General features: G+C 69.9%; 17 protein-coding genes and 1 tRNA gene. 6 read left to right on the forward strand and 12 right to left on the reverse strand.

The genetic code is table 11. The annotated features are described in order from the left end of the window. Positions 1 to 276 precede the first annotated feature (276 nt). Positions 277 to 1368, forward strand: coding sequence for a PP2C family protein-serine/threonine phosphatase (locus tag ABZ260_RS11735; RefSeq protein WP_355615862.1), 1092 nt, complete (start codon positions 277 to 279; stop codon positions 1366 to 1368). A 185-nt stretch (positions 1369 to 1553) separates the two neighbouring features. Here ABZ260_RS11735 and ABZ260_RS11740 read toward each other — a convergent pair. Both ABZ260_RS11740 and ABZ260_RS11745 read right to left on the reverse strand, forming a co-directional pair. Further along, positions 1554 to 1625: transfer RNA gene (locus ABZ260_RS11740), tRNA-Arg, on the reverse strand. A 91-nt stretch (positions 1626 to 1716) separates the two neighbouring features. Further along, positions 1717 to 2562 carry a C40 family peptidase gene (locus ABZ260_RS11745; RefSeq protein WP_355615891.1) on the reverse strand — a complete coding sequence of 282 codons (846 nt, stop codon included), beginning with the start codon at positions 2560 to 2562 and terminating at the stop codon, positions 1717 to 1719. A gap of 483 nt (positions 2563 to 3045) precedes the next feature. Here ABZ260_RS11745 and ABZ260_RS11750 point away from each other — a divergent pair, with 483 nt between their 5' ends. Then, on the forward strand, positions 3046 to 3435 hold the full coding sequence (locus tag ABZ260_RS11750) for a response regulator (protein ID WP_350928090.1): 390 nt from the start codon (positions 3046 to 3048) through the stop codon (positions 3433 to 3435). Positions 3436 to 3649: 214 nt separating this feature from the next. On the opposite strand, the gene ABZ260_RS11755 is transcribed toward ABZ260_RS11750, so the two are convergent. After that, positions 3650 to 6448, reverse strand: a complete 2799-nt coding sequence (locus ABZ260_RS11755; protein ID WP_355615864.1) for an AAA family ATPase — start codon at positions 6446 to 6448, stop codon at positions 3650 to 3652. A 237-nt stretch (positions 6449 to 6685) separates the two neighbouring features. On the opposite strand from ABZ260_RS11755, the gene ABZ260_RS11760 reads away from it, so the two are divergent. Continuing rightward, complete coding sequence (locus tag ABZ260_RS11760) at positions 6686 to 7306, forward strand: LysE family translocator (RefSeq protein WP_355615866.1); 621 nt, start codon at positions 6686 to 6688, stop codon at positions 7304 to 7306. Here the strand turns inward: ABZ260_RS11760 and ABZ260_RS11765 are convergent. Continuing rightward, the gene (locus ABZ260_RS11765) at positions 7258 to 8001 is read right to left on the reverse strand and encodes an alpha/beta hydrolase (RefSeq protein ID WP_355615868.1); all 744 of its coding nucleotides are present in this window, start codon (positions 7999 to 8001) and stop codon (positions 7258 to 7260) included. The genes ABZ260_RS11760 and ABZ260_RS11765 overlap by 49 nt on opposite strands. 69 nt (positions 8002 to 8070) lie before the next feature. Here ABZ260_RS11765 and ABZ260_RS11770 point away from each other — a divergent pair, with 69 nt between their 5' ends. Beyond that, positions 8071 to 8625, forward strand: a complete 555-nt coding sequence (locus tag ABZ260_RS11770) for a TetR/AcrR family transcriptional regulator (RefSeq protein WP_355615870.1) — start codon at positions 8071 to 8073, stop codon at positions 8623 to 8625. 12 nt (positions 8626 to 8637) lie between these two features. Here the strand turns inward: ABZ260_RS11770 and ABZ260_RS11775 are convergent, their stop codons facing one another. From ABZ260_RS11775 to ABZ260_RS11790, 4 genes are all read right to left on the reverse strand, one after another. Next, positions 8638 to 9849 (reverse strand): hypothetical protein, encoded by a 1212-nt coding sequence (locus ABZ260_RS11775; RefSeq protein WP_355615872.1) that lies wholly within the window; start codon positions 9847 to 9849, stop codon positions 8638 to 8640. A gap of 31 nt (positions 9850 to 9880) precedes the next feature. Further along, positions 9881 to 10267 carry a Rid family detoxifying hydrolase gene (locus ABZ260_RS11780; RefSeq protein ID WP_030906870.1) on the reverse strand — a complete coding sequence of 129 codons (387 nt, stop codon included), beginning with the start codon at positions 10265 to 10267 and terminating at the stop codon, positions 9881 to 9883. 32 nt (positions 10268 to 10299) lie between these two features. After that, entirely contained in the window at positions 10300 to 11409 is a 1110-nt protein-coding gene (locus tag ABZ260_RS11785; RefSeq protein ID WP_355615875.1) for an alanine racemase, read from the reverse strand. 213 nt (positions 11410 to 11622) lie between these two features. Beyond that, positions 11623 to 13146, reverse strand: a complete 1524-nt coding sequence (locus ABZ260_RS11790) for an amidohydrolase family protein (RefSeq protein ID WP_355615877.1) — start codon at positions 13144 to 13146, stop codon at positions 11623 to 11625. 194 nt (positions 13147 to 13340) lie between these two features. Here ABZ260_RS11790 and ABZ260_RS11795 point away from each other — a divergent pair, with 194 nt between their 5' ends. Then, on the forward strand, positions 13341 to 15035 hold the full coding sequence (locus ABZ260_RS11795) for a glycosyl hydrolase family 8 (RefSeq protein WP_355615879.1): 1695 nt from the start codon (positions 13341 to 13343) through the stop codon (positions 15033 to 15035). A gap of 94 nt (positions 15036 to 15129) precedes the next feature. Here ABZ260_RS11795 and ABZ260_RS11800 read toward each other — a convergent pair whose 3' ends face one another. Both ABZ260_RS11800 and ABZ260_RS11805 read right to left on the reverse strand, forming a co-directional pair. Continuing rightward, complete coding sequence (locus tag ABZ260_RS11800; protein ID WP_355615881.1) at positions 15130 to 15591, reverse strand: hypothetical protein; 462 nt, start codon at positions 15589 to 15591, stop codon at positions 15130 to 15132. Positions 15592 to 15985: 394 nt separating this feature from the next. Continuing rightward, the gene (locus ABZ260_RS11805) at positions 15986 to 16510 is read right to left on the reverse strand and encodes a hypothetical protein (protein WP_355615883.1); all 525 of its coding nucleotides are present in this window, start codon (positions 16508 to 16510) and stop codon (positions 15986 to 15988) included. A gap of 146 nt (positions 16511 to 16656) precedes the next feature. Here ABZ260_RS11805 and ABZ260_RS11810 point away from each other — a divergent pair, with 146 nt between their 5' ends. Then, positions 16657 to 16893 (forward strand): hypothetical protein, encoded by a 237-nt coding sequence (locus tag ABZ260_RS11810; RefSeq protein WP_355615885.1) that lies wholly within the window; start codon positions 16657 to 16659, stop codon positions 16891 to 16893. Between the two features lie 15 nt (positions 16894 to 16908). Here ABZ260_RS11810 and ABZ260_RS11815 read toward each other — a convergent pair whose 3' ends face one another. Beyond that, positions 16909 to 17661: a MerR family transcriptional regulator gene (locus tag ABZ260_RS11815; protein WP_355615887.1), complete on the reverse strand. Its 753-nt coding sequence runs from the start codon at positions 17659 to 17661 to the stop codon at positions 16909 to 16911. Continuing rightward, the gene (locus ABZ260_RS11820; RefSeq protein WP_355615889.1) at positions 17651 to 18913 is read right to left on the reverse strand and encodes an MFS transporter; all 1263 of its coding nucleotides are present in this window, start codon (positions 18911 to 18913) and stop codon (positions 17651 to 17653) included. The genes ABZ260_RS11815 and ABZ260_RS11820 overlap by 11 nt, the downstream gene beginning before the upstream one ends. Positions 18914 to 19196: the final 283 nt, after the last annotated feature.

Genomic DNA, 19196 nt, shown 5'->3' on the forward strand with positions numbered 1-19196 from the left:
TCCCGCACTCGTCGTTCCCTCAAGGTCGAGCACTTTGCGTCGTGCCATGCCGCACGTGGCCCTTACAGCCCTCGCCGATCCGCCCGATCGGCACGAGCTGTCAAGTTCCTTGCGGACGGGCCCGGTCACCACCCGGACGAACGCCCTGGGAGTGTCGCCTCGACAGGCGATTCAACGTTCACTAGAAAGGATCAAAGCCAGGACCTGGTGGAACCCCAGGGGATTCACATGGCCTTCCCCACATATGGGTCGATCGGATGTGGAATCGGGGCTCGGATGAACCCACTCACTACGAGCTGGCCCCGGTACGTCTCCTTCATACCGACCGCCATGATCGTCATCGGCACCGTCCTCAATGTGCTGTCCCCGCGCTACTACTGGGGCGACTACCTGCTGGGCGCCGCGGTCGTGGCGGCAGGGGCGCTGCTCTCGCTCCGGCACACCTTCGCGGTCGCAGTGGCCATCGTCCTGGTCCAGCTGGTGTTGTTGATCAAGGATGGTTACTTCGGTCATGTCGTCGGCACGCTCTCATTGATCAGCGCGGTGTTCACCACGCTCGTCGGCCTCGGGGTGAACCGCGTGGTCACCAGCCACAGCCGCCGACTGGAAGTGATGCGCTCCGTCGCCGAGGTCGCCCAGCGTGCCGTGCTGCCCGCCCCGCCGGCGCGCATCGGCCCGCTGGCCGTCGCCGCGCTCTACAAGGCCGCGCAGATCGAGGCACTGATCGGCGGAGACGCCTACGCCGTGCAGGAAACCCCATACGGCACCAGGCTGCTGATCGCAGACGTGCGAGGCAAGGGCCTGGGCGCGGTCGGCACGGTGGCCGTACTGCTGGGCGCATTCCGGGAGGCGGCGGACCAGGCGGCCGACCTCGTACTGCTGGCCGAGCGTATGGAGCGCGCGCTGGTCAAAGAGGCCGCGTCGCGCGAGGAGAGCATCCGCATGGAGGGGTTCGTCACGGCGGTGCTCGGCGAGATCACATCGGACGCGGGCAGTGTGCGGCTGCTGAACTGCGGCCACCCCCCGCCGTACCTCCTTGAGGGTGACACGGTGTCCTCGCTGGATCCCAGCGAGCCGAGTCTTCCCCTGGGCATGAGCGGCCTGGGCGTGCCGCGGGCAGAGCCGGAGCGCCGGCCGTTCCCGACCGGGAGCACGCTCCTGCTGGTCACCGATGGAGTGACGGAGGCCCGGGGCCGTTACGGCACTTTCTACGACCCGGTGAGCCGGCTCGCCGGGCGGGGTTCGTTCCGGCAGCCAGGGGAGGTGGTCGAGGCCCTGGTACGCGATGTCGAGCGCTGGACCGGCGGCTCGCACGATGACGACATGGCGATTCTGGCGATCACCCGGTACGCCGGCGGGCCACGTTGAGCCATCTGGACACCACCGACGATCCCCAGATGGTCAACGGGCAGGGACACGGGCAAGAAGATCCATGACCGGTCCACAACCAGCGAGCACCAATGAGAACGGGCGGGACTCCGTGAGACTGGAGACCCGCCCGTTCCTACCTCGTTCGCCCTGGCCGGCGACTAGATCCGCTGGCCTGGCTGGTGTGCCCCCTGCAAGATTCGAACTTGCGCTCCCGGCTCCGGAGGCCGGTGCTCTATCCCCTGAGCTAAGGGGGCCAACGCGTCATTACATTACCAGCATCCTGGGGTTAACCGACACTCACTACGGAGAGCGAACGATCTTTGGAGAGGATTCGGGGGCGGAGAGTCATCCGGCGGGCCGGCTCGGGGAGGGGCGGACGGCGCCCCGATAGCGGGAGAGGTAGTAGGCCGAGGCGGCGAAGTCGGTCGTCCTGACGACGTCACCGGCTCCCGGGGCGTGGACCATGACGCCGCCCTTCAGGTAGAGGCCCACGTGGGTGGGGTCCTTGGCACCCCCGCCGAAGAAGACCAGGTCTCCTGGGCGGAGCTGCGAGAACGGCACCCGGCGGCCCTGTCTGAACTGGGTTCCGGTGTAGTGGGTGAGCCTGACCCCGGCCCTGGACCAGGCGTGCAGGGCGAGCCCTGAGCAGTCGAAGCCCCCGCCGGTCGGGCCGGCGCTCGAACCGCCACCCCAGACGTACGGCCTGCCGACCTGACGGAGCGCCGCGACCGCCGCGATCCGTCCCAGCGAGGGCGCGCCGCGTCCACGCGAGACCGCCGCCTGCCCGCGTGCAGACGCTGCCCGCCCCCTGGATGGGGCTTTCCGTCCGGGTGAGGACGCCGCCCATCCGCCGGATGGCGTTCTCCTCCCGCGTGGTGGGCGCTGTGACCGCTCGGCGAGCGCTCGCGAGGATTCCGGCCGGGAGGAGGCCCGAGGAGCCCTCCGCTTCGCTGAAGGAGCGGAAGCGGAACTCGAACCGACGGGAGGGTCTACCGAAGCGTCGGCGAGAGAGCCTGCGGCAGCACCGGCAGGGGAAACCGGAGGGGTGGCGAGCCGGTGGGAGTGGTCGTCTCCCGGAGGGCCGTCGCTTCCCGGCCGTTCGTCATGCTCGCCCTGGAGGTGGGCCTTCAGTCCGCTGTCGGAACTGTGCGGGGCGCCTGTCCACTCACCGTCCGCCCCCGAGAGGTCCATCGGCCATCCGCCGCCCGGATCCGAGAAGGTCGTCGACCGGTTGCCGTCTGTGTCCGGGAGGGCGGCACCGGGCGGCGTCGGCGCGGGGCGGTCTGTCAAGGTGGCTCCGGTATCCGGGAGAACGGCGCGCCGAGCCCCGCAGACGGCGGTGAGGGTGACGCGGACCTCCTCCGGCAGCCGGCGCGGGGCCGTCGTGGAGAGAAGGCCGGCCCAGGCTCCGCAGGCTTCCGGGGAGAGGCGGGGCGCGGGGACCTGGAAGCTCCCCGCGAGGGCCGCCGAGAGGATGGAGACGGTGACGAATGCCGTGATCACGCATGCCCTCCTTGGGCTCGATGAAGGATCGAGGCCCCAGGATCGGCGTGCGGAAGTGATCACCAAGGAGCCGAACGCGGTTCTGTGGAAAACCTGTCGCCTGTGGACAGCTGTGCGTACACATCCGTGGAAACCCGCGCGGGGGCGGGAAAGAGGAGTTAGCCTCACGCCGTGGGAGAGGTTCTGGGCAGGGTGTTGGTAGTGGATGACGACGACGTCATCCGGCAGCTCATCGCGGTCAACCTGACCCTGGAGGGGTTCCAGGTCGACACGGCCTCCGACGGGCAGGACTGCCTGGACCGGGTGCTGGACGTGATGCCCGACGTCATCACGCTGGACGTCATGATGCCCAGGCTGGACGGCTGGATGACCGCCACCAGGCTGCGGGGCGACAAGGGGACCAGGCACATCAAGGTGGTCCTGATCACCGCGCGGGCACAGGAGGACGACAAGCGGCGGGGCCTCGGGATCGGGGTCGACGCCTACCTGACGAAACCCTTCGACCCCGCCGAGCTGATTCAGGTCGTCCGCGATCTGGCCCTGACCGCCCGCAGCGGTTAGAGCAGGACCTGACCCGGCGGCCGGCCAGGGCGAGCCCGACCACGCCGGTCAGCGGGAGCCCTGACCGCCAGGCGGGACGGAGCAGGCCCCGATCACGCGAATCCGGCCGGAGCAGGTCGTGATCGCGCGGCCGATCAGGACGAGTCCAGCCACACCGGGCAGACCAGAACGGGCCGCGATCAGGTGGCGGGGCGAGCCGGCTGACGGCGGGCGGTCAGAGCAGGCCGTCCCTGCGGGCCACGGCGGCGGCCTGGGTACGGGAGGAGACCCCCAGCTTGGCGAGAATGTTGGAGACGTGCACGCTCACCGTCTTCTGCGCGATGAACAGCCGCTCGCCGATCTCCCGGTTGGGCAGTCCCTCGGCCACCAGGGCGAGCACCTCCTGCTCACGAGCCGTGAGCAGGGTCGGCGACGCGGAGACGAAGCGCGCCCTGCGGCCCAGCTCGGCCAGGGCGGCGGCGAGCGGCTGGGCGCGCAGTGACTCGGCGGCCTCGACGGCGAGTTCCCATTCCTTCAGGGCCGCGACGCGGTCGCCCGCGACGAGCAGCGCCTCGGCCAGCCGCCACCGCGAGCGAGCGACCTCGTAGACGAACCCGAAGTCGAACGCCTCGACCACCGCGCGCCACGCCGCGACGTCGAGGCGGCCGTGCGCCCGGTGCCACTCGGCCTCGGCCCGGGCCAGCCAGGCCAGCCCCTCGGGACCCAGCGCCCCCCGGCGGACGGAGCCGGGGCCGACGTCGGCGGGCACCCTGGCCCGTTCCAGAAGGGCGTCGGCCTCGTCGGCGCGCCCCAGGTCCGCCAGCGCCCACAGGGCGGTGCTGCTGAGCCGGATCACGGCCGGGTCGTTGGGAACATGGGCGTCGAGCCCCGCGAGGGCGTGTTCGAGCGCGCTCTCCGGATCGCCGCGCCACAGCGCGTGCTCGGCGGCCAGGCCGCGGCCCATGGAGGTGACCGTGACATCGTCGGGGTAGAAGGGCTCCAGCCAGGACAGGCGCTCCTCGACGACGGGCAGGCCCCTGGCCACCTCGACGAAGAGCGCGAAGGACGACAGCAGCGCCTCCGCCGGGGTGCCGACGCGGACACCGAGCCCGGAGGCGACCTTCTCCGCCTGGTCCCACTCCCCCGCGACGTAGTGGATCAGGAGCCGCAGGAAGCGCAAATCGGTGCCGAAGGTGCTCCAGTTGAGCCCGGTCTCGTGCGCCAGCCGCAGTCCCCGGTCGGTGGTGACCGCCGCCTCGTCCAGGTCTCCGTTCTCGTACTGGAGGCGGGCCTGGTTGAAGATGGCCCGCAGATCGATGCCGAGGTTGCCCGAACTCTCCGCGGTGGCGCAGGCGAGCAGTTCCTTGGCTCGGGGGATGTCGTCGGCGAGGGCCGCGAGGATCGCGAGAGTGGTCAGCGCACTGGTCTCCGCGTCGGCGGTGCCGCTGGCACGGGCCGTCTCCAGGGCGCGGCCGGCCAGGGCCTCGACCTCGTCGTGCCGCTCGGTCCAGTAGAGCGAACGAGCGTAGGTGGCGAGCGCCCGGGCGAGCACGGGCCCCTCCGGTGCCGCCGCGACGGCCGCGTGCGCGGCGGCGATCGCGCCCGGGACGTCCTCGGTGTCGATGAGGACGTACGCGAGCCGCTCGTTGACCTCGGCGGAGGGCGGCAGGCGCCGGAGCTGGGAGATCGCCCGGTGGTTGTCGCCGCTGTCGGCCGCCGCGTCGGCGCTGCGCCTGGCGAGGCCGACGTGGTCGATCCCGGCCAGGGGCTCGGCGTCGGGGACCCGGTCCCAGAGGCCGAGCGCCCGGTCGAAGTGGCGGTGTGCCTCGGCCGGGGCGCCCAGCCGTTCGGCCCTCCGCCCGGCCTCCACCGACGCCGCCAGCGCCCCCGGCAGGTCGTGTCCCGCCAGGTAGTGGTGGGCGAGCTCGGCCGCGGAACCTCCTCGGGCGGTCAGCAGGCGGGCGAACTCGGCGTGCGTCCTGATCCGCTCGCCGGGCAGCAGGTCGGTGTAGACGACCTCCTGCAGGAGCGCGTGCCGGAAGGCGTAGCCGTACTCCCCGTCGGGGCGGAGCAGACCGCGCGAGACGATTTCCCGCATGGCCTCCTCAAAGGCCAGGTCATCGAGGCCCGAGGCCTGCTGGAGCAGGTCGTGGTCGGCCCGGCGGCCCGCGACGGCCGCGCCGCGGAGCACCCCCTGCGCGGGATCGGAGAGCAGCTCCACCCGGGAGAGCAGCAGACCGGCCAGGCCGTCGGGCATCGAGCAGCCGGCGGAGACCGCCTCCAGCAACTCCTGGGCGTAGAAGGGGTTGCCCTCGGCCCGGTCGACGACCTCCCGCAGCACGCGGGCGTCGGTACCCCCGAGCGCGGCCAGATAGTCGGTCATCTCGTGGCGGTCGAGGGGATCAAGCTCCACGGAGGTCACCGAGGGGAGCCGCTTGAGCTCGGCGAGGACCCTGCGGAGCGGGTGCCGGCGGTGCAGGTCGTCCGTGCGGTAAGTGCCGACGAGGCAGACCGGCTCGGTCTGCAGCACCCGGCTGAGAAAAACCAGCAGGTCGCGGGTGGACTGGTCGGCCCAGTGCAGGTCTTCGAGCACCAGCAGCACCGGCCGCGCGGCCAGGAAGCCGAGCATCGAGCCGAAGAGCTGCTGCTGCGTCAGGCCCGAGGTGCTCTCCCCGCCGGCGTCGGTGCCGCCGGGCAGCAGCCTGCCGAGGACCGGCCGCGCGTCGAGCTCCGCGCGCAGCTCTCCGCGCACGGAGCGCAGGGCGTCGGCGAGCGGGAGGTACGGAAGGGCGTCACCGAGTTCGGCGCACTGCCCGATGAGCACGGCGAATCCGGCGGCCTCGGCCCGCTCGGCCAGCTCGGTGACCATCCGGGTCTTGCCGATGCCCGCGTCACCCCCCAGCAGGGCGACTCCGGCCTGCCCCGCCGCGGCGGTGTCGAGCACGACGGTCAGCCGATTGAGTTCTGCCGACCGCCCAATAAGAACGTTTTGCACGCTTTGCTCCCCCCCGTCGGCGAGTATCGCACGTGGCACCGACGGGAATGGACGGCCGACATCGCACCGGCCCGGGGACCGATCACCCGGGACGTGCACCGGCGGGGCCGATTCCAGCCGGCTCCGCACCGCGGTCGACGTCGCGTCGGCGCCGGGATCGATCGCCCGGCCGGAACGCTTCACAAGACATCGGCGGCGCGGGGACCCGATTGGTACCCCAAGGCGTCCGCGTATTGGCCCTGACGACGGGGAGACGGACGCTTCTAAGGTCGGAGCATGGTCTCCCCGTCCACATTACTGATCTTCTCGGTCGCGTCGCTGGCACTGGTCCTGGTGCCGGGCCCGAACCACATCTACATCATCACCCGGGCCGTCTCGCAGGGCCGTGCCGCCGGTGTCGCGAGCGCGTTCGGCGTGGAGGTCGGCACGCTGGTGCACATCGCCGCGGCGGCGGCCGGTCTCTCGTACGTGATCGCACAGTCCGCGACCCTGTTCAACGTGATCAAGTGGGCCGGTGTGGCCTACCTGGTCTATCTGGGCGTCCGGGCGCTGACGAGCAGGCAGGAGCTCGCGGCCGGGGAGACGGCCCCGCAGCCGCTGCGGGCGATCTTCCTTGAGGGCATGGTCGTCAACCTGCTCAACCCCAAGGTCATCCTCTTCTTCCTGGCGTTCCTGCCGCAGTTCGTGGAGCCGGAGGCGGGTGCGGTGCCGCTGCAGATCGCCGTCCTGGGCACGACCCTGCTGGTCCTGGGCCTGCTCTCCGACCTGATCTACGCCATGGCCGCGGGCGCCCTCGGCAACCGGCTGAGGATCAGGTCGGCCCTGCTCGGCCACTTCAGCGGGGTCGTCTACCTCGTCCTCGGCGTCGCGACCGCGCTCTCCGGCCGCTCCGTCTGAACGTACGAACCCAGCTGGTCGCACAGGTCCCCCGCCAGGCGGGCCAGCGGCCCGGGGGCCGCCAGCACGCCCAGGTGCCCCCGGCGGGGGATCAGGATCAGGCGCCCGTTCCGGCAGGCCCGGAGAAAGTCGCGCTCGTTCGCCCGGAACGGGTCCCGGGCGCCGTTGACCAGCCAGACGCGTCCCGGGTAGGCGGCCAGCGCAGCGAGCTGGTCGTGGCCGGTGACGGCCTCGACGACCTGGGGCATCACCTCGCAGGAGAGCCCACCCGCCACCATCGCCTCCCCGACGGGACCTGGCAGGAGGCGGCGGAGGCCGTAGCAGCTGATCCGGTTCGCGAGCGACGGGTTCCTGGCGGCGAGCGAGGCGGCGAACCGGTAGGTTCCGGTCGCCGCCGGGCCATGGGCCGTGCATCCCATCGCCATCAGCCCCGCCACCCGCCCGGGGAAGCGCTCGGCGGCGGCGATGCCGACGTACCCGCCGAGCGAGAGACCGGCCACCAGTGCCCGGCCGCCCAGCGCGTCGACGGCGTCGGCGACCGCCGACGTCGCCGCGTCCATCGTGAACGGCTCGCCGGAGCGGGTGCCGTGGCCGGGCAGGTCGACCGCCACCGCGGGACGGTCGAGGCGGGAGATGACGGGGCCCCACATGGTCGCGCTGAGCCGGATGCCGTGGACGAAAACGATGGGGAGCATGAGACCTCCGGTTCGGATGGATGTCTCGATTAAAACACAACGCACCGTTGCGTTGTTATGGTTGGACGCATGGCACCCCGTAAGGAACAGCAGATCTTCCAGGCGACGCTCGAACTGCTCGCGGCCAAGGGCTATGAGGGCCTGACCGTGGAGGGAGTGGCGGAGCGGTCAGGGGTCAACAAGACCACGATCTACCGCTGGTGGCCGTCGAAGGCGGCGCTGTTGGCCGCCGCCCTGGTCGAGGCCGACCTGCTCACGATGGAGCCACCGGACACCGGCGGTCTCAGGGGCGATCTGGAGGCCCTGGTCGAGGGGGTGGCCGCGCTGCTCACCCGTCCCCCGGCCTCCGATGTCGCGGTGGCCGCCCTCGGCGCCGCCGTCCACCACCCCGAACTGGCAGAGGCGACCCGGAGCTTCTTCGCCGACCGGTTCGCGCGGGAGGAGGCCGTCTTCGACCGCGCGCGGCGGCGCGGCGAACTGTCGGCCGAGGCCGACCCCATGCTCATCGTGGACCTGCTCGCCGGGGCGGTCTGGCTGCGCGCGGTCTTCCGCTCCCTCCCCCTCGACGAGGACTTCGCCGCCCGGGCCGTGAGCGCCGTCCTGGACGGCTCCCTCGCCCGGTGAGGTCAGGTGAGGTCAGGCGGAGAGCGCGCCCGGGATGCGGTCCAGGATCGGGTAGGGCATGAGCCCGTACGCGTAGAAGTCGACCGCGTCCGCCCCCGAGGCCCGCACGGCGCGGACCTTGGCCGCGAGGCGCTCGGCCGAGTCGGTGTCGGGGAGACCGGGCCGGAGGACGACCCGCACTTCCTTGTCCTTGCCCGTCGAGCGGCGGTAGGCGACCACGTCGTCCGCCACCCTGCCCGCGTCGCGGGCGTAGGCGAGCACGCCGAGCGAGGGCACCAGGTCGCCGAGGGCGACCAGGTCGACGCCGAGCTGCCAGGAGTCGTGCGCGGCGAGCCCCGGCGAGGGCAGACCGTCGCGGTAGCCCTTGACGGAGCCGGTGGCGTCCAGGAAGACCAGTCGTGAGCCCTCGGCGGTGACGGCGGTGGAGACGTCGGAGACCAGCGAGGTCACCACCTCGGAGCGGGCCCGCGCGTAGGCGACCACCTCGGGACCCGCGTACGCGGTCAGTGCCGCGCGGGTCACCTCGCCCTGGGCGGGCGGGTCGCCGTCGAGGACGGCGCCCACGATCCTGGTGCACTCCTCGCGTGCCACCTCGGCGTTGACCCCCAGGCCGGCCGCTCCGCGCATGCAGAAGTCGCAGAAGCAGAGGCCGAGCAGGAACGTGTCCATCGGCCCGAGCGGGACGAAGCTGCGCTCGTGGTGGTAGCCGTGGCCGAACGTCGAGAAGTGCAGCGCCTCGGCCACCACGCTGTCGACGCCCTGCCTGGCCACCGCCCTGCCCAGCGCGACCGCGTACCGCCGGACGTCGGGGTGGGAGGGGCACAGGTCCACGGGCGAGCTCCGGTCACCGAAGCAGTTGCGTACCGTCACGTCGGGGTTGGCCAGGCCGAGCGTGGTGTTCTGCAGGAAGACGGTCCAGCCGTGCAGCGCGAGTCCCCGCTCGGCGGTGGCCAGGCGGAGCGCGGCCAGCGGCTCCTCTTCCGCGCCTTCCTGGACCGGCGGGACCAGCCGCAGCTCGCCGAACAGGTCGGCGGGCGGCGTGAAGTGCGCGCCGTCGCTGCGGAGCGTCACCCGGGAGCGGCCGTGCGGGGTGACGTCGCGGGCGCGGCGGTATGCCGCGGCCACGGTCATCCCCGTCAGGCCGTATCCGGTGATCCGGTCAAGGACCGCCTCCATGCCCTCCCCGCGTACGTCCTCGACATAGACGTATAGCGAGCTGTCCAAGCCGCCGCCCTCCCATGAAGTCGGTCAGACTCTAACGCGGCTTGTAGGCCACGAAGTCGATCTCGACAAGGATGTCCATCAGGTCGGAGCCGACGGTCGTGCGGACGGGATAGGGGCGGGTGAAATAGGACTTGTACGCCTCGTTGTAGGCGGCGAAGTCACGCTTGAGGTGCTGCAGGTGCACCGTCGACTTCACCACGTCGTCGAAGCCGAGGCCGTGCGCCGCGAGGATGGCGCCGAGGTTGCGCATCACCTGATGCGTCTGCTCGGCCACCTCGGTCCCGACGACCTCGCCGGTCTCGGGGCTCAGCGGCCCCATGCCCGAGGTGTAGACGAAGTCGCCGACCACGAGGCCCTGCGAGTACGCCCCCACGGGCGCCGCGCCCTCGTCGGTACGCAGCTCCTGCTTGCCGCTCATCTCGTCACTCCTCAAAAGGGGAAAAAGGGGGATCAGAAGAAGGTGTTTATCAGATCGACGACGACGTACTCCTCGTCGACCACCGGCATGACCCGCCACTTGTCGAAGGCGGTGCACGGATGGGAGATGCCGAACGACACCAGGTCCCCCGGCTTCACCGGCGATCCCGGCGCCAGTCTCAGGACCGTGTGCTGGTCCTGGACCTTGAGCACCGTCGCGTCCGCGACGGCTCCGCGCGGGATCGGCAGCCCCTCGTCGAAGGGGGCGTCGCGCTTGCCGAACCCGACCACGGCCAGGCCGGGCTCGGGAACGCTCAGCACGTGTGCCCAGATCTCCAGCGCGGCGCGCAGTTCCCCGTCCATCCGGGTGTACGGGGTGCGCTCGCGGTAGTAGCCGTCGTCGTGGGAGACGTAGGCGCCGCTGCGCAACATGACCCTGGCCCGGCAGGTGGCGAGCTCGCGGCCGATCACGTCGAACCACTGGCTGCCGCCCACGGACAGGATCGGGTCGCGCACCCGCAGGTGCTCCAGCGCCTCCAGCAGCCGGTACAGGTAGGCCCGCACCTCGCCGGCGGATCCCAGCGAACCCTCGTACCCGGCGACGCCGGCCAGTTGCACGCCCTCGGCCGTCTGCGCCGCGGAGGCGACCTCCAGCAACTCGGCGAGGGTACGGCTGCCGCCCCGGCCGCCCTCATGGCCCAGCTCCGCCAGGACCCGGAACGGCCTGGCCCCGGCGTGCCGGGAGAGCGTCTCGACCCCGGCCACCGAGTCGACGAAGCAGAGAACCTCGAACGCGGGGTCCTCCGCCAGCTGCGCGGCGAGCGCGTCCAGCCCCGCGGGGTCGAAGACCTGGTTGGCGAGGACGATCCTTGCGACTCCGAACTCGCGCAGGGTGAGCGCCTGGCTGGGGGTGGCGACGGTCATCCCCCACGCGCCCGCCTCCAGCTGCGCCCTGATGAGCTCTGGCGACATGGTGGTCTTGGCATGCGGGGCGAAGATCAGCCCGTACGCCCCGGTGAAGGCCGCGAGCGTCGCGATGTTGTGCTCCAGCGCGCTTCTGTGGGCCACCATCACCGGGAAGGTGAACGCCCCGCCGAACAGCGAGGCCCCCAGCGCCCCCTCGGGATCCACGATCCCCTTCACGTCCCGGCCCTTCCTGTGGTCACCTGTGCGGATTTAGCGGGCCATCGGCCGTTGAATCCGGGCGTGGGAGGTCACATCCCCGTTGGTCGCCCTGAGGACCCTATCCTCCTGGCGCCCTCTCCGGTGCCGTGTTGTCAGAGCCGCGGCTCGTCAGGGGTGCGGCTCGTCAGGGCTGTGGCTCGTCAGGGCTGTGGCTTTTCAGGAGCGCGGTTTTCAGGGGCGCAGCGCCCTGCCGGGGGTGGCGCCGGTGAGCTGACCTCCGGCGAGGACCGGGACCCCGGAGACGAGGACGTCGCCGATCCCGGTGGCCGGGGTGCGCGGGGCGGCGTAGGTGGCCAGGTCGGCGACCGCTCCCGCGTCGAGGACGACCAGGTCGGCGACCTGTCCTGGGCGGACGAGCCCGCGCCCTTCGAGGCCGAAGCGGCGTGCCGGGTGCGAGGCGAGGTGGACCGCCGCCTGCTCCAGGGTCCAGTCCCCGGTCCGGCGGACGTGGTGGCCGAGCATCCTGGCGAACGCCCCGTAGCCCCGGGGGTGGGGGTGGCCGCCCACGTAGATGCCGTCGGAGCCGCCGGTGTGCGCCGGGTGGCGCAGGATCGCGCGGACCGAGGCCTCCCCCTCGGGGCCCTCGTCGGGGCGGGCCACCACGCATCCGGCCTCCAGCCGGGTGTCGATCAGGATCCGGCGGCAGAACTCTCCCGGCTCCAGCCCCGCCTCGTCGGCGGCCTCGGGCAGCGTCAGCCCCTCGGCCCACTCGGCACCTGGCACGTGGGAGAGGGTGACCCTCGGCCAGAGCCTCTCGTCCCACTCGATCCGTTCGGACTCCAGCGTCTCCAGCGCCCGGTCGACGTCGGCGGCCGGAACCCACCGAGGCAGCGCGACCATCGCCAGGATGGTGCTGCCCCGCAGGTAGGGATAGGTGTCGAAGGTGATGTCCAGCCCCCGGAGCCGGGCCTCGTCGACCAGTGGCAGGAGGATCGCGGCCGGGCCATGGTAGTGCGAGACGTGCACCGCGACACCCGAGCGCCGGGCGATGTCGGTCACCTCGGCCATCCCCTCCGGGGCCGCCGCCCCGTACCCGCGCATGTGCGTCACGTACGGCAGGCGGCCGAGCGGCGCGCAGAGCGCGGCGAGCTCGGCGGCGTCGGCGTAGCGGCCGGGGGCGTACTCCAGCCCGGTGGAGAGGCCGGCCGCTCCCTCGGCCAGGCCGCGCTCGACGCGGGCCAGCATCGCGGCCAGCTCGTCGGCGGAGGCGGCCCGTTCGGCGGCGCCCATCACGTCGTACCGGATCGTGCCGTGCGGCAGCAGGTAGGCGGTGTTCAGCGCGGTCGCCCTGTCGTAGCCGTCGAGTAGTTCCCCGACGCCGATCGGCCCGTCGGCCGAGGGGTGGACGCCGTTGACCGCCGCGAAGTAGCGGGTGGCGTAGGCGAAGGTCTCCGGAGTGGTGGAGGGCGCGAAGGAGAGCCCGTCCTGGCCGAGGACGAAGGTGGTCACCCCCTGCCGGAGCGCGGCGAGCTGCACCTCCTTGTCGAGGACGAGGGCGTCGCCGTGGGCGTGGCAGTCCACGAGGCCGGGCATGACATGGCGCCCGGCGGCCTCGACCACCGTGGTGGCCGCCGCCGCGTCCAGGCGGCCCACGGCCGCGATCCGGTCACCGGTGACGCCGACGTCGGCCCGGCAGGCCGGGGCACCGGTGCCGTCGAGCACCCAGCCATCCCTGATCAACACATCAAACGACATGCCCGGATTCAATCACCGGGAAGGTGTTCGAGGCACCCGTCACCTGTCTGCGTTCTCCCTGGTTTTCCGCTACATCGCACACAACCGGGAATTTGGGCCCCCTGCCCTCTTGACCGTGACGTGTCATGGATGGTGGCATCTTTTCCTAGTTAGGAATCTTTCCTAACTAGATGATCGCAGAGAGGGCACCCCCTGTGCATGCGAGACCGCGTCTCCAACGCCCCTCGACCGTCCTCGTTCTGGCACTGGCGTCGGCACTGATCGCATCGGTGTTCGTGCTGGCGGCCCCGCCCGGCTTCGCCGCCGACTCCCTGCTGTCCCAGGGCCGTCCGGCCACCTCGTCCTCCAACGAGGACGCCACGTTCCTCCCCTCGGCCGCCTTCGACGGCAACACCGCCACCCGCTGGGCCTCCGCCGAGGGCCACGACCCCGAGTGGCTCCGCGTCGACCTCGGCGGCTCCGCCACGATCTCCCGGGTCAAGCTGACCTGGGAGGCCGCGTACGGCAAGTCGTACCGGATCGAGACCTCTCCCGACGGCAACATCTGGACCTCCGTCTACTCCACCACCTCCGGCGACGGTGGCGTCGACGACCTGACCCTGTCCGGCACCGGCCGCTACGTGCGGATGTACGGCACCGCGCGCGGCACCGTCTACGGCTACTCGCTGTACGAGATGGAGGTCTACGGCAGCACCGGCGGCACCACCCCGACTCCCACCCCGACGATCACTCCCGGCGGCCCCGGCGTGCCGTTCGGCTCGCACACGATTCCCTACGCGGCCGGGATGCTGCGCCCCGGTGGCGCCCAGGCCACGCTCGACCAGAAGGTGATCGACTACTACCAGCGCTGGAAGGCCGCCTTCGTCAAGCAGAACTGCGGCAACGGCTGGTACCAGATCATCTCCCCCGACGCCGACCACCCGTACGTGGCCGAGGCGCAGGGCTACGGCATGGTCATCACCGCCACGATGGCCGGGGCCGACCCGGACGCGAAGAAGATCTTCGACGGCCTGGTGAAGTACGTGCTGGCACACCCGTCGTCGATCACCCCAGGTCTGCTCGCCGCCGAGCAGAACACCGCCTGCCAGAGTGTCAACGGCGGCGACTCGGCCACCGACGGCGACCTGGACGTGGCCTACGGTCTGCTCCTGGCCGACCGGCAGTGGGGCAGCACGGGCACCTACAACTACAAGCAGCTCGCGATCAACCACATCAACGCGATCAAGGCCGGTGAGGTCAACCCGACCACCAAGCTGATGAAGCTCGGCGACTGGAGCAGCTCGGGCGACCAGTACTACTGGATCAGCCGCTCCTCGGACTGGATGATCGACCACTTCAGGGCGTTCCGCAAGGCCACCGGCGACACGACCTGGGACACCGTCCGCACCAACCACCAGAACCTGATCGCCTCCCAGCAGTCGACCTACGCGGCGAGCACCGGCCTGCTGGCCGACTTCGTGGTCAACACCAACACCACCCCGAAGCCGGCCCCCGGCCAGGTCCTGGAGGACCCTAACGACGGCAAGTTCTGGTGGAACGCCTGCCGTGACCCGTGGCGGATCGGCAACGACGCGGTGACCAGCGGCGACGCCAAGTCCCTCGCCGCCGCGCGCAAGCTCAACACCTGGATCAAGAGCAAGACCGGCGGCAACCCGAACAACATCGCGGTCGGCTACTCGCTCAACGGCACCCAGATCTCCAGCGGCAGCGAGCCGGCCTACTTCGCCCCGTTCGCGGTGGCGGCGATGACCGACTCCGGCAGCCAGGCCTGGCTGGACGCCCTGTGGACCAAGATGCTCAACACCCCGTTCACCGCCGGCGACTACTACTCGACCAGCATCCAGCTCCAAGTCATGATCACCGTAACCGGCAACCACTGGGTGCCCTGACCTCTGCCCGACCCGACGCGGCCCCCGTCTTCCGGCGGGGGCCGCATCCTTCCCGCGGCCGTGGACGCCGGGCGTGCGGGGACCGGCCTGAAGATCAGGTGGCCGGAGCAGTGCGCAAAGGTGCGAGGTAGTGCCATAGATCCGGGTCTCGATCCACCACCTCCCCGATGGCCGGGCAGTTCTTGAACATCTGGAGGCTGTAATCCCTCCAGAGGTTCAGACCGTGCCCGGTGGAGGGGATCTGTTCCGCCGCACGCAGGCCGATGCTCAGCACGTCACACAGCATCTCCGCCGTCACGAGCACGCGAACCCGGGTCTCTCCGCTCTGCGGCACCGGCTTGGACTCGTAGAAGTAGGGATACAGTTCAGGGTGATCGATGATGATCCGCAGGGCATTGTGGAGATTGACGAAAACGCTGTCCGTGGTCGACGCCCCGGCGATGGCGTTGCCGATCCGCACCTGCTTCGTTGCGGCACGTGTCTGCTGTGCCGCGAAGCCGACGGCCACCACGGCGATGACAACGCTGCAGATGGCCACGACGCTCTCGAATGCCACTTTCCCTCCGGAAGAACTGGCGACCTTGACATCTAGAACGTCCATCGGTCGCGATTAGCTCCCCACGAAGGAATGTTTCTCAACCCACCCGCACCCCGAAGCTACACAGGTAATGCCTCTAATAGACTTATATGCAGATTTTCTACCAATAGAACATCAGGGCCAAAGAGCCTCATTTGAGGCGCGGTGGCATCAAACTTGACACGGCAGCAGACGAACGTGATCGGTCGCTGGTCCTGAAGTCACCACGCCGCACGCGGAAGAAGCGAATCAAGACTGGAAAGTGGTCAAGGCGCTTGTTCCGATCGGCTCAATCCGGGCCGGCACGACATGGAGCTTCACAGGAAACCGCACGTGGCCCGGCGCGGACCGCGTGCGGAGTCGGCGGGCCTTGTCACGCGGACTGCAGGTGTCCCCTGAACCGGTAGGAGAATCCCTTGCCGGCGGGGGAGTAGGCGTCGATCTCCTGATAGCCGCCCGTGGCGGTCACCGGGATGCGCAGCAGCAGATCGTCGCCGATGAGGTCGTCCTCCCACACCTCGATCGTGAACGAGCCTCCGGCGACGGTGGTCTGGCTCTTGTACGGCCCGGCGGCGCGCTCTGTGGAGCCGGCGGTGCACACCGAATACTCCCATACCCAGCAGGTTCCGGCCTTGGTGTCGGCCTCGTCGCCGCTGGTGGGCCAGCCGATGTATTCGGTGCCGTTCTGACCTATGATCCGCACACGGATCTCGTCCTCGCCGCTCTCCTCCAGGTCGAAGGCCTGAAGCGAGCCGAACACAATCTTGAGGAGGGGGCCGGCGGCGGCCGTATCGGCACCGAGAACCGGGGGCTCGGCGGCCTGGGCCGGAAACGCGAGGGCCGCGACGAGTGTCAGCCCGGCGGCCAGAGTGCCGACCCTGGACAGGATGTTGTTCATGCGCTCCTCGTTTCCCGTTGGCAGGCGGGCTCCAGGCGGAAATTGAGCCTGTGGTGGTAGCCGTTCACGTCGACCCTGTGAGTGGTGATGACGTTCGCCATCCACAGCCTGTCGGGGGCGTCTTGTCGACGGCTTGGAGCCTGCTGGTGGCGGGGGGACCAACACGTCCGTCCGCGCGGGACATCGCCGCGATGGACGAGGCGGAGCGCGCCCAGTGGTTCTACGACAACCGCGAGCAGGTCGCCGAGGAGTCCACACCTGCCGTCCTTGATCGTGTCGTATCGGTGCGGGTCAGCCCCGATGACCTCGGCTTGCTGACCGAGGCCGCGGCAGCGACGGGCATGAAACCGAGCGCAACTGCTGGACGGGTGCCTCCAGGATGACGGTGGTGCGGGCAGTCAGTTGATGTCGTTGAATCGTGCGCCGATGAGATCGAGTGCGTGTTGCTGCATGCTGCTGAGAACATCTGTTGTGTATTCGGTGAAGAGTTCAGCAACTCCGGTGAGGTCTAAGTCCGACTCTGTTTCGTTGAGTTCTCGCACGATCGGCGCGAAGGTTGTGACGAACTCGTCAACGAACCGGTCAAGTTCATCGTCGCTGGTGTGGGGTCCCAGGCTTTCGAACTGTGCGGTCACGGTTGTGATGGCGGGCAGGAGACCGGGGTCGCTGATCCGTTCGTAGTACCCGACGAGGTGGGGCATGCCGTCGACGCCGACCAGGTGGGCGAGGAGAACGGTTTGATCCCGGTCGATTCGTGCCATCGCCGGGGAGAGCCTGCCAGCCGCAAAGGTGGTGAGAAACCGTGCGAGCTCGGGCGGGATGTCCGGCGCTGCTTTCTGTTCCCGGAGCCGGGCGATGAGATCGCGCTGCGTGGTGAGCCGGTCGATCTGGGCGGCGAGTTCTTGATCGAGCTGATCAAGAAGCCCTATGGCCTGATCACCGGTCTCATCGAGAAGGGCGGGCATCTGCTCCAGTGGTATTCCGAGGGCGGCGAGACGTTTGATACGTAGGACTCGGATCAGATCGTGCACGTCGTACTGCCGGTAGCCGTTGGGTCCGCGGGGCGGCTCGTCGAGGACGCCGACCTGATGGTAATGGCGGAGTGCTCGGACGGTGACTCCGGCGAGCGAGCCGAGTTCGCTACTGTTCACCGCTGGTCACCTGCGCCTCGTTCGTCATCATTTGCTCGGGGTTCCCTGGTTCCAGTTCATGAAGCGACCGTGCGGTCAGTGCGAGGACGAAGGCGACGGTCCATACGGCTGCGAGTGCGAGAGCTGCGGCATTGACGCTGATGTACTCGGTGAGCATGGCTGCCAGCACGATGCCGACCGGTGGGGCGGCGGTCATCATGGCGTTCTGGGTGCCCATGATCCGTCCTCGCATCGTCTCGGGTATCCGCTCGATCATGAGCACGCCGATCAGGCTGCCGAACAGTCCGCTGGAGAATCCGACGACGAGCGCCCCGGCGAACACCACCCATACGGACGGTAGCGCGGCGATGAGGGCGATCCCGACTGTTGTTCCGGCGAGACCGGTGACGAACCAGGCTCGGCGGGCACCGCGCGTGCCGACTGCGGCGTAGCTCGCGCCGCCGAGGAGCATCCCGAGGGCAAGGGCGCTCAGCACGAAACCGAGGAGGCCGGGCTGGTTCTCCTGGGTGAAGAACACCGGCAGCACGAGCCCTTGCAGCGCCCCGAGGACTGACACCGATGCCAAGCTGATCATGGTGACTGCAAGCAGGAAGCGACTGCGGAACAGGGCCCACCAGCCGTCACGCAACTGTGACCACCCGGTACCGGTCGGAGCCGCCGCGATACCGTCCTCCGACATGATCGTGCCGACGTGCCGCGGAATCAGGAGCGTGATCAGCGCAGCCACCAGCGACGTAGCGGCGGTGATCCACAACACCGTTGAGCCGTCGAAGAGGATCATGAGAGTCCCTGCCGCTGCCGGTCCCAGCAAGATCGCCACCGCACCCAGAGTCTCTCGCACCCCCATCAGTCGTTCGGCACTGACGCCCCCGTGGCGAACGACCGCGGGAAGCAGCGCTTCCCGTGCCGTCGCACCGGGCACGTCGCCGAGCGAGCCGATGATGCCGAACAGAATGAACCACCCCAGGTTGAGCCCCGTCACCAGATCGACCAGCGGCAACGCGGCGATCGACGCGGCAGAGACGAGATCGGTGATCACCGAGGATGTGCGCCGGTTGATGCGGTCGATGACCACCCCCATCAGCAACCCCGCAAGAACGGCCGGGACAGCGGTCGCTGCGGCGACCGCCCCTGCACCAAGCACACTCCCTGTGGTCTGTAACACGATCAACGGCAACGCGATCCCCGCGATCGAGTTCCCGAGCAGGGACAACACGTACGAGGCGAGATATGCGACAGGAACGAGCTTCATATCTCAAGCACAAACTATGACGTAGGGGCGGAGTCAAGCTCACCGCAGAACGCAGGGCGGGGGCCTGCATCCCGATGCCGTGCTCGTGCTGTGGACCGTGTCGCTGTTGCGGGCCGTGGTACCGTGTCGCTGTTGCGGGCCGTGGTTCGGTGCGGCGAGTTGTGCTTGTCGTTCGACGCGGGCGCGGAGAAAGGCACCCGTGCGGTGCGGGCCGCCGGCGGACGATCAAGGGCTCCGCGGGTGGAGCGAGAAGTCTCTCCACCGAGCCGGCCGCGTGCACGGG

This window comes from Streptosporangium sp. NPDC006013 (assembly GCF_040614275.1).
Lineage (GTDB): Bacteria > Actinomycetota > Actinomycetes > Streptosporangiales > Streptosporangiaceae > Streptosporangium.

Coding starts and splice junctions, on each gene's coding strand:
- ABZ260_RS11735 (WP_355615862.1), top strand. CDS start 277: ATGAACCCACTCACTACGAGCTGGCCCCGGTACGTCTCCTTCATACCG.
- ABZ260_RS11745 (WP_355615891.1), bottom strand. CDS start 2,562: ATGGACCTCTCGGGGGCGGACGGTGAGTGGACAGGCGCCCCGCACAGT.
- ABZ260_RS11760 (WP_355615866.1), top strand. CDS start 6,686: ATGGTCTCCCCGTCCACATTACTGATCTTCTCGGTCGCGTCGCTGGCA.
- ABZ260_RS11765 (WP_355615868.1), bottom strand. CDS start 8,001: ATGCTCCCCATCGTTTTCGTCCACGGCATCCGGCTCAGCGCGACCATG.
- ABZ260_RS11770 (WP_355615870.1), top strand. CDS start 8,071: ATGGCACCCCGTAAGGAACAGCAGATCTTCCAGGCGACGCTCGAACTG.
- ABZ260_RS11780 (WP_030906870.1), bottom strand. CDS start 10,267: ATGAGCGGCAAGCAGGAGCTGCGTACCGACGAGGGCGCGGCGCCCGTG.
- ABZ260_RS11790 (WP_355615877.1), bottom strand. CDS start 13,146: ATGTCGTTTGATGTGTTGATCAGGGATGGCTGGGTGCTCGACGGCACC.
- ABZ260_RS11805 (WP_355615883.1), bottom strand. CDS start 16,510: ATGAACAACATCCTGTCCAGGGTCGGCACTCTGGCCGCCGGGCTGACA.
- ABZ260_RS11820 (WP_355615889.1), bottom strand. CDS start 18,913: ATGAAGCTCGTTCCTGTCGCATATCTCGCCTCGTACGTGTTGTCCCTG.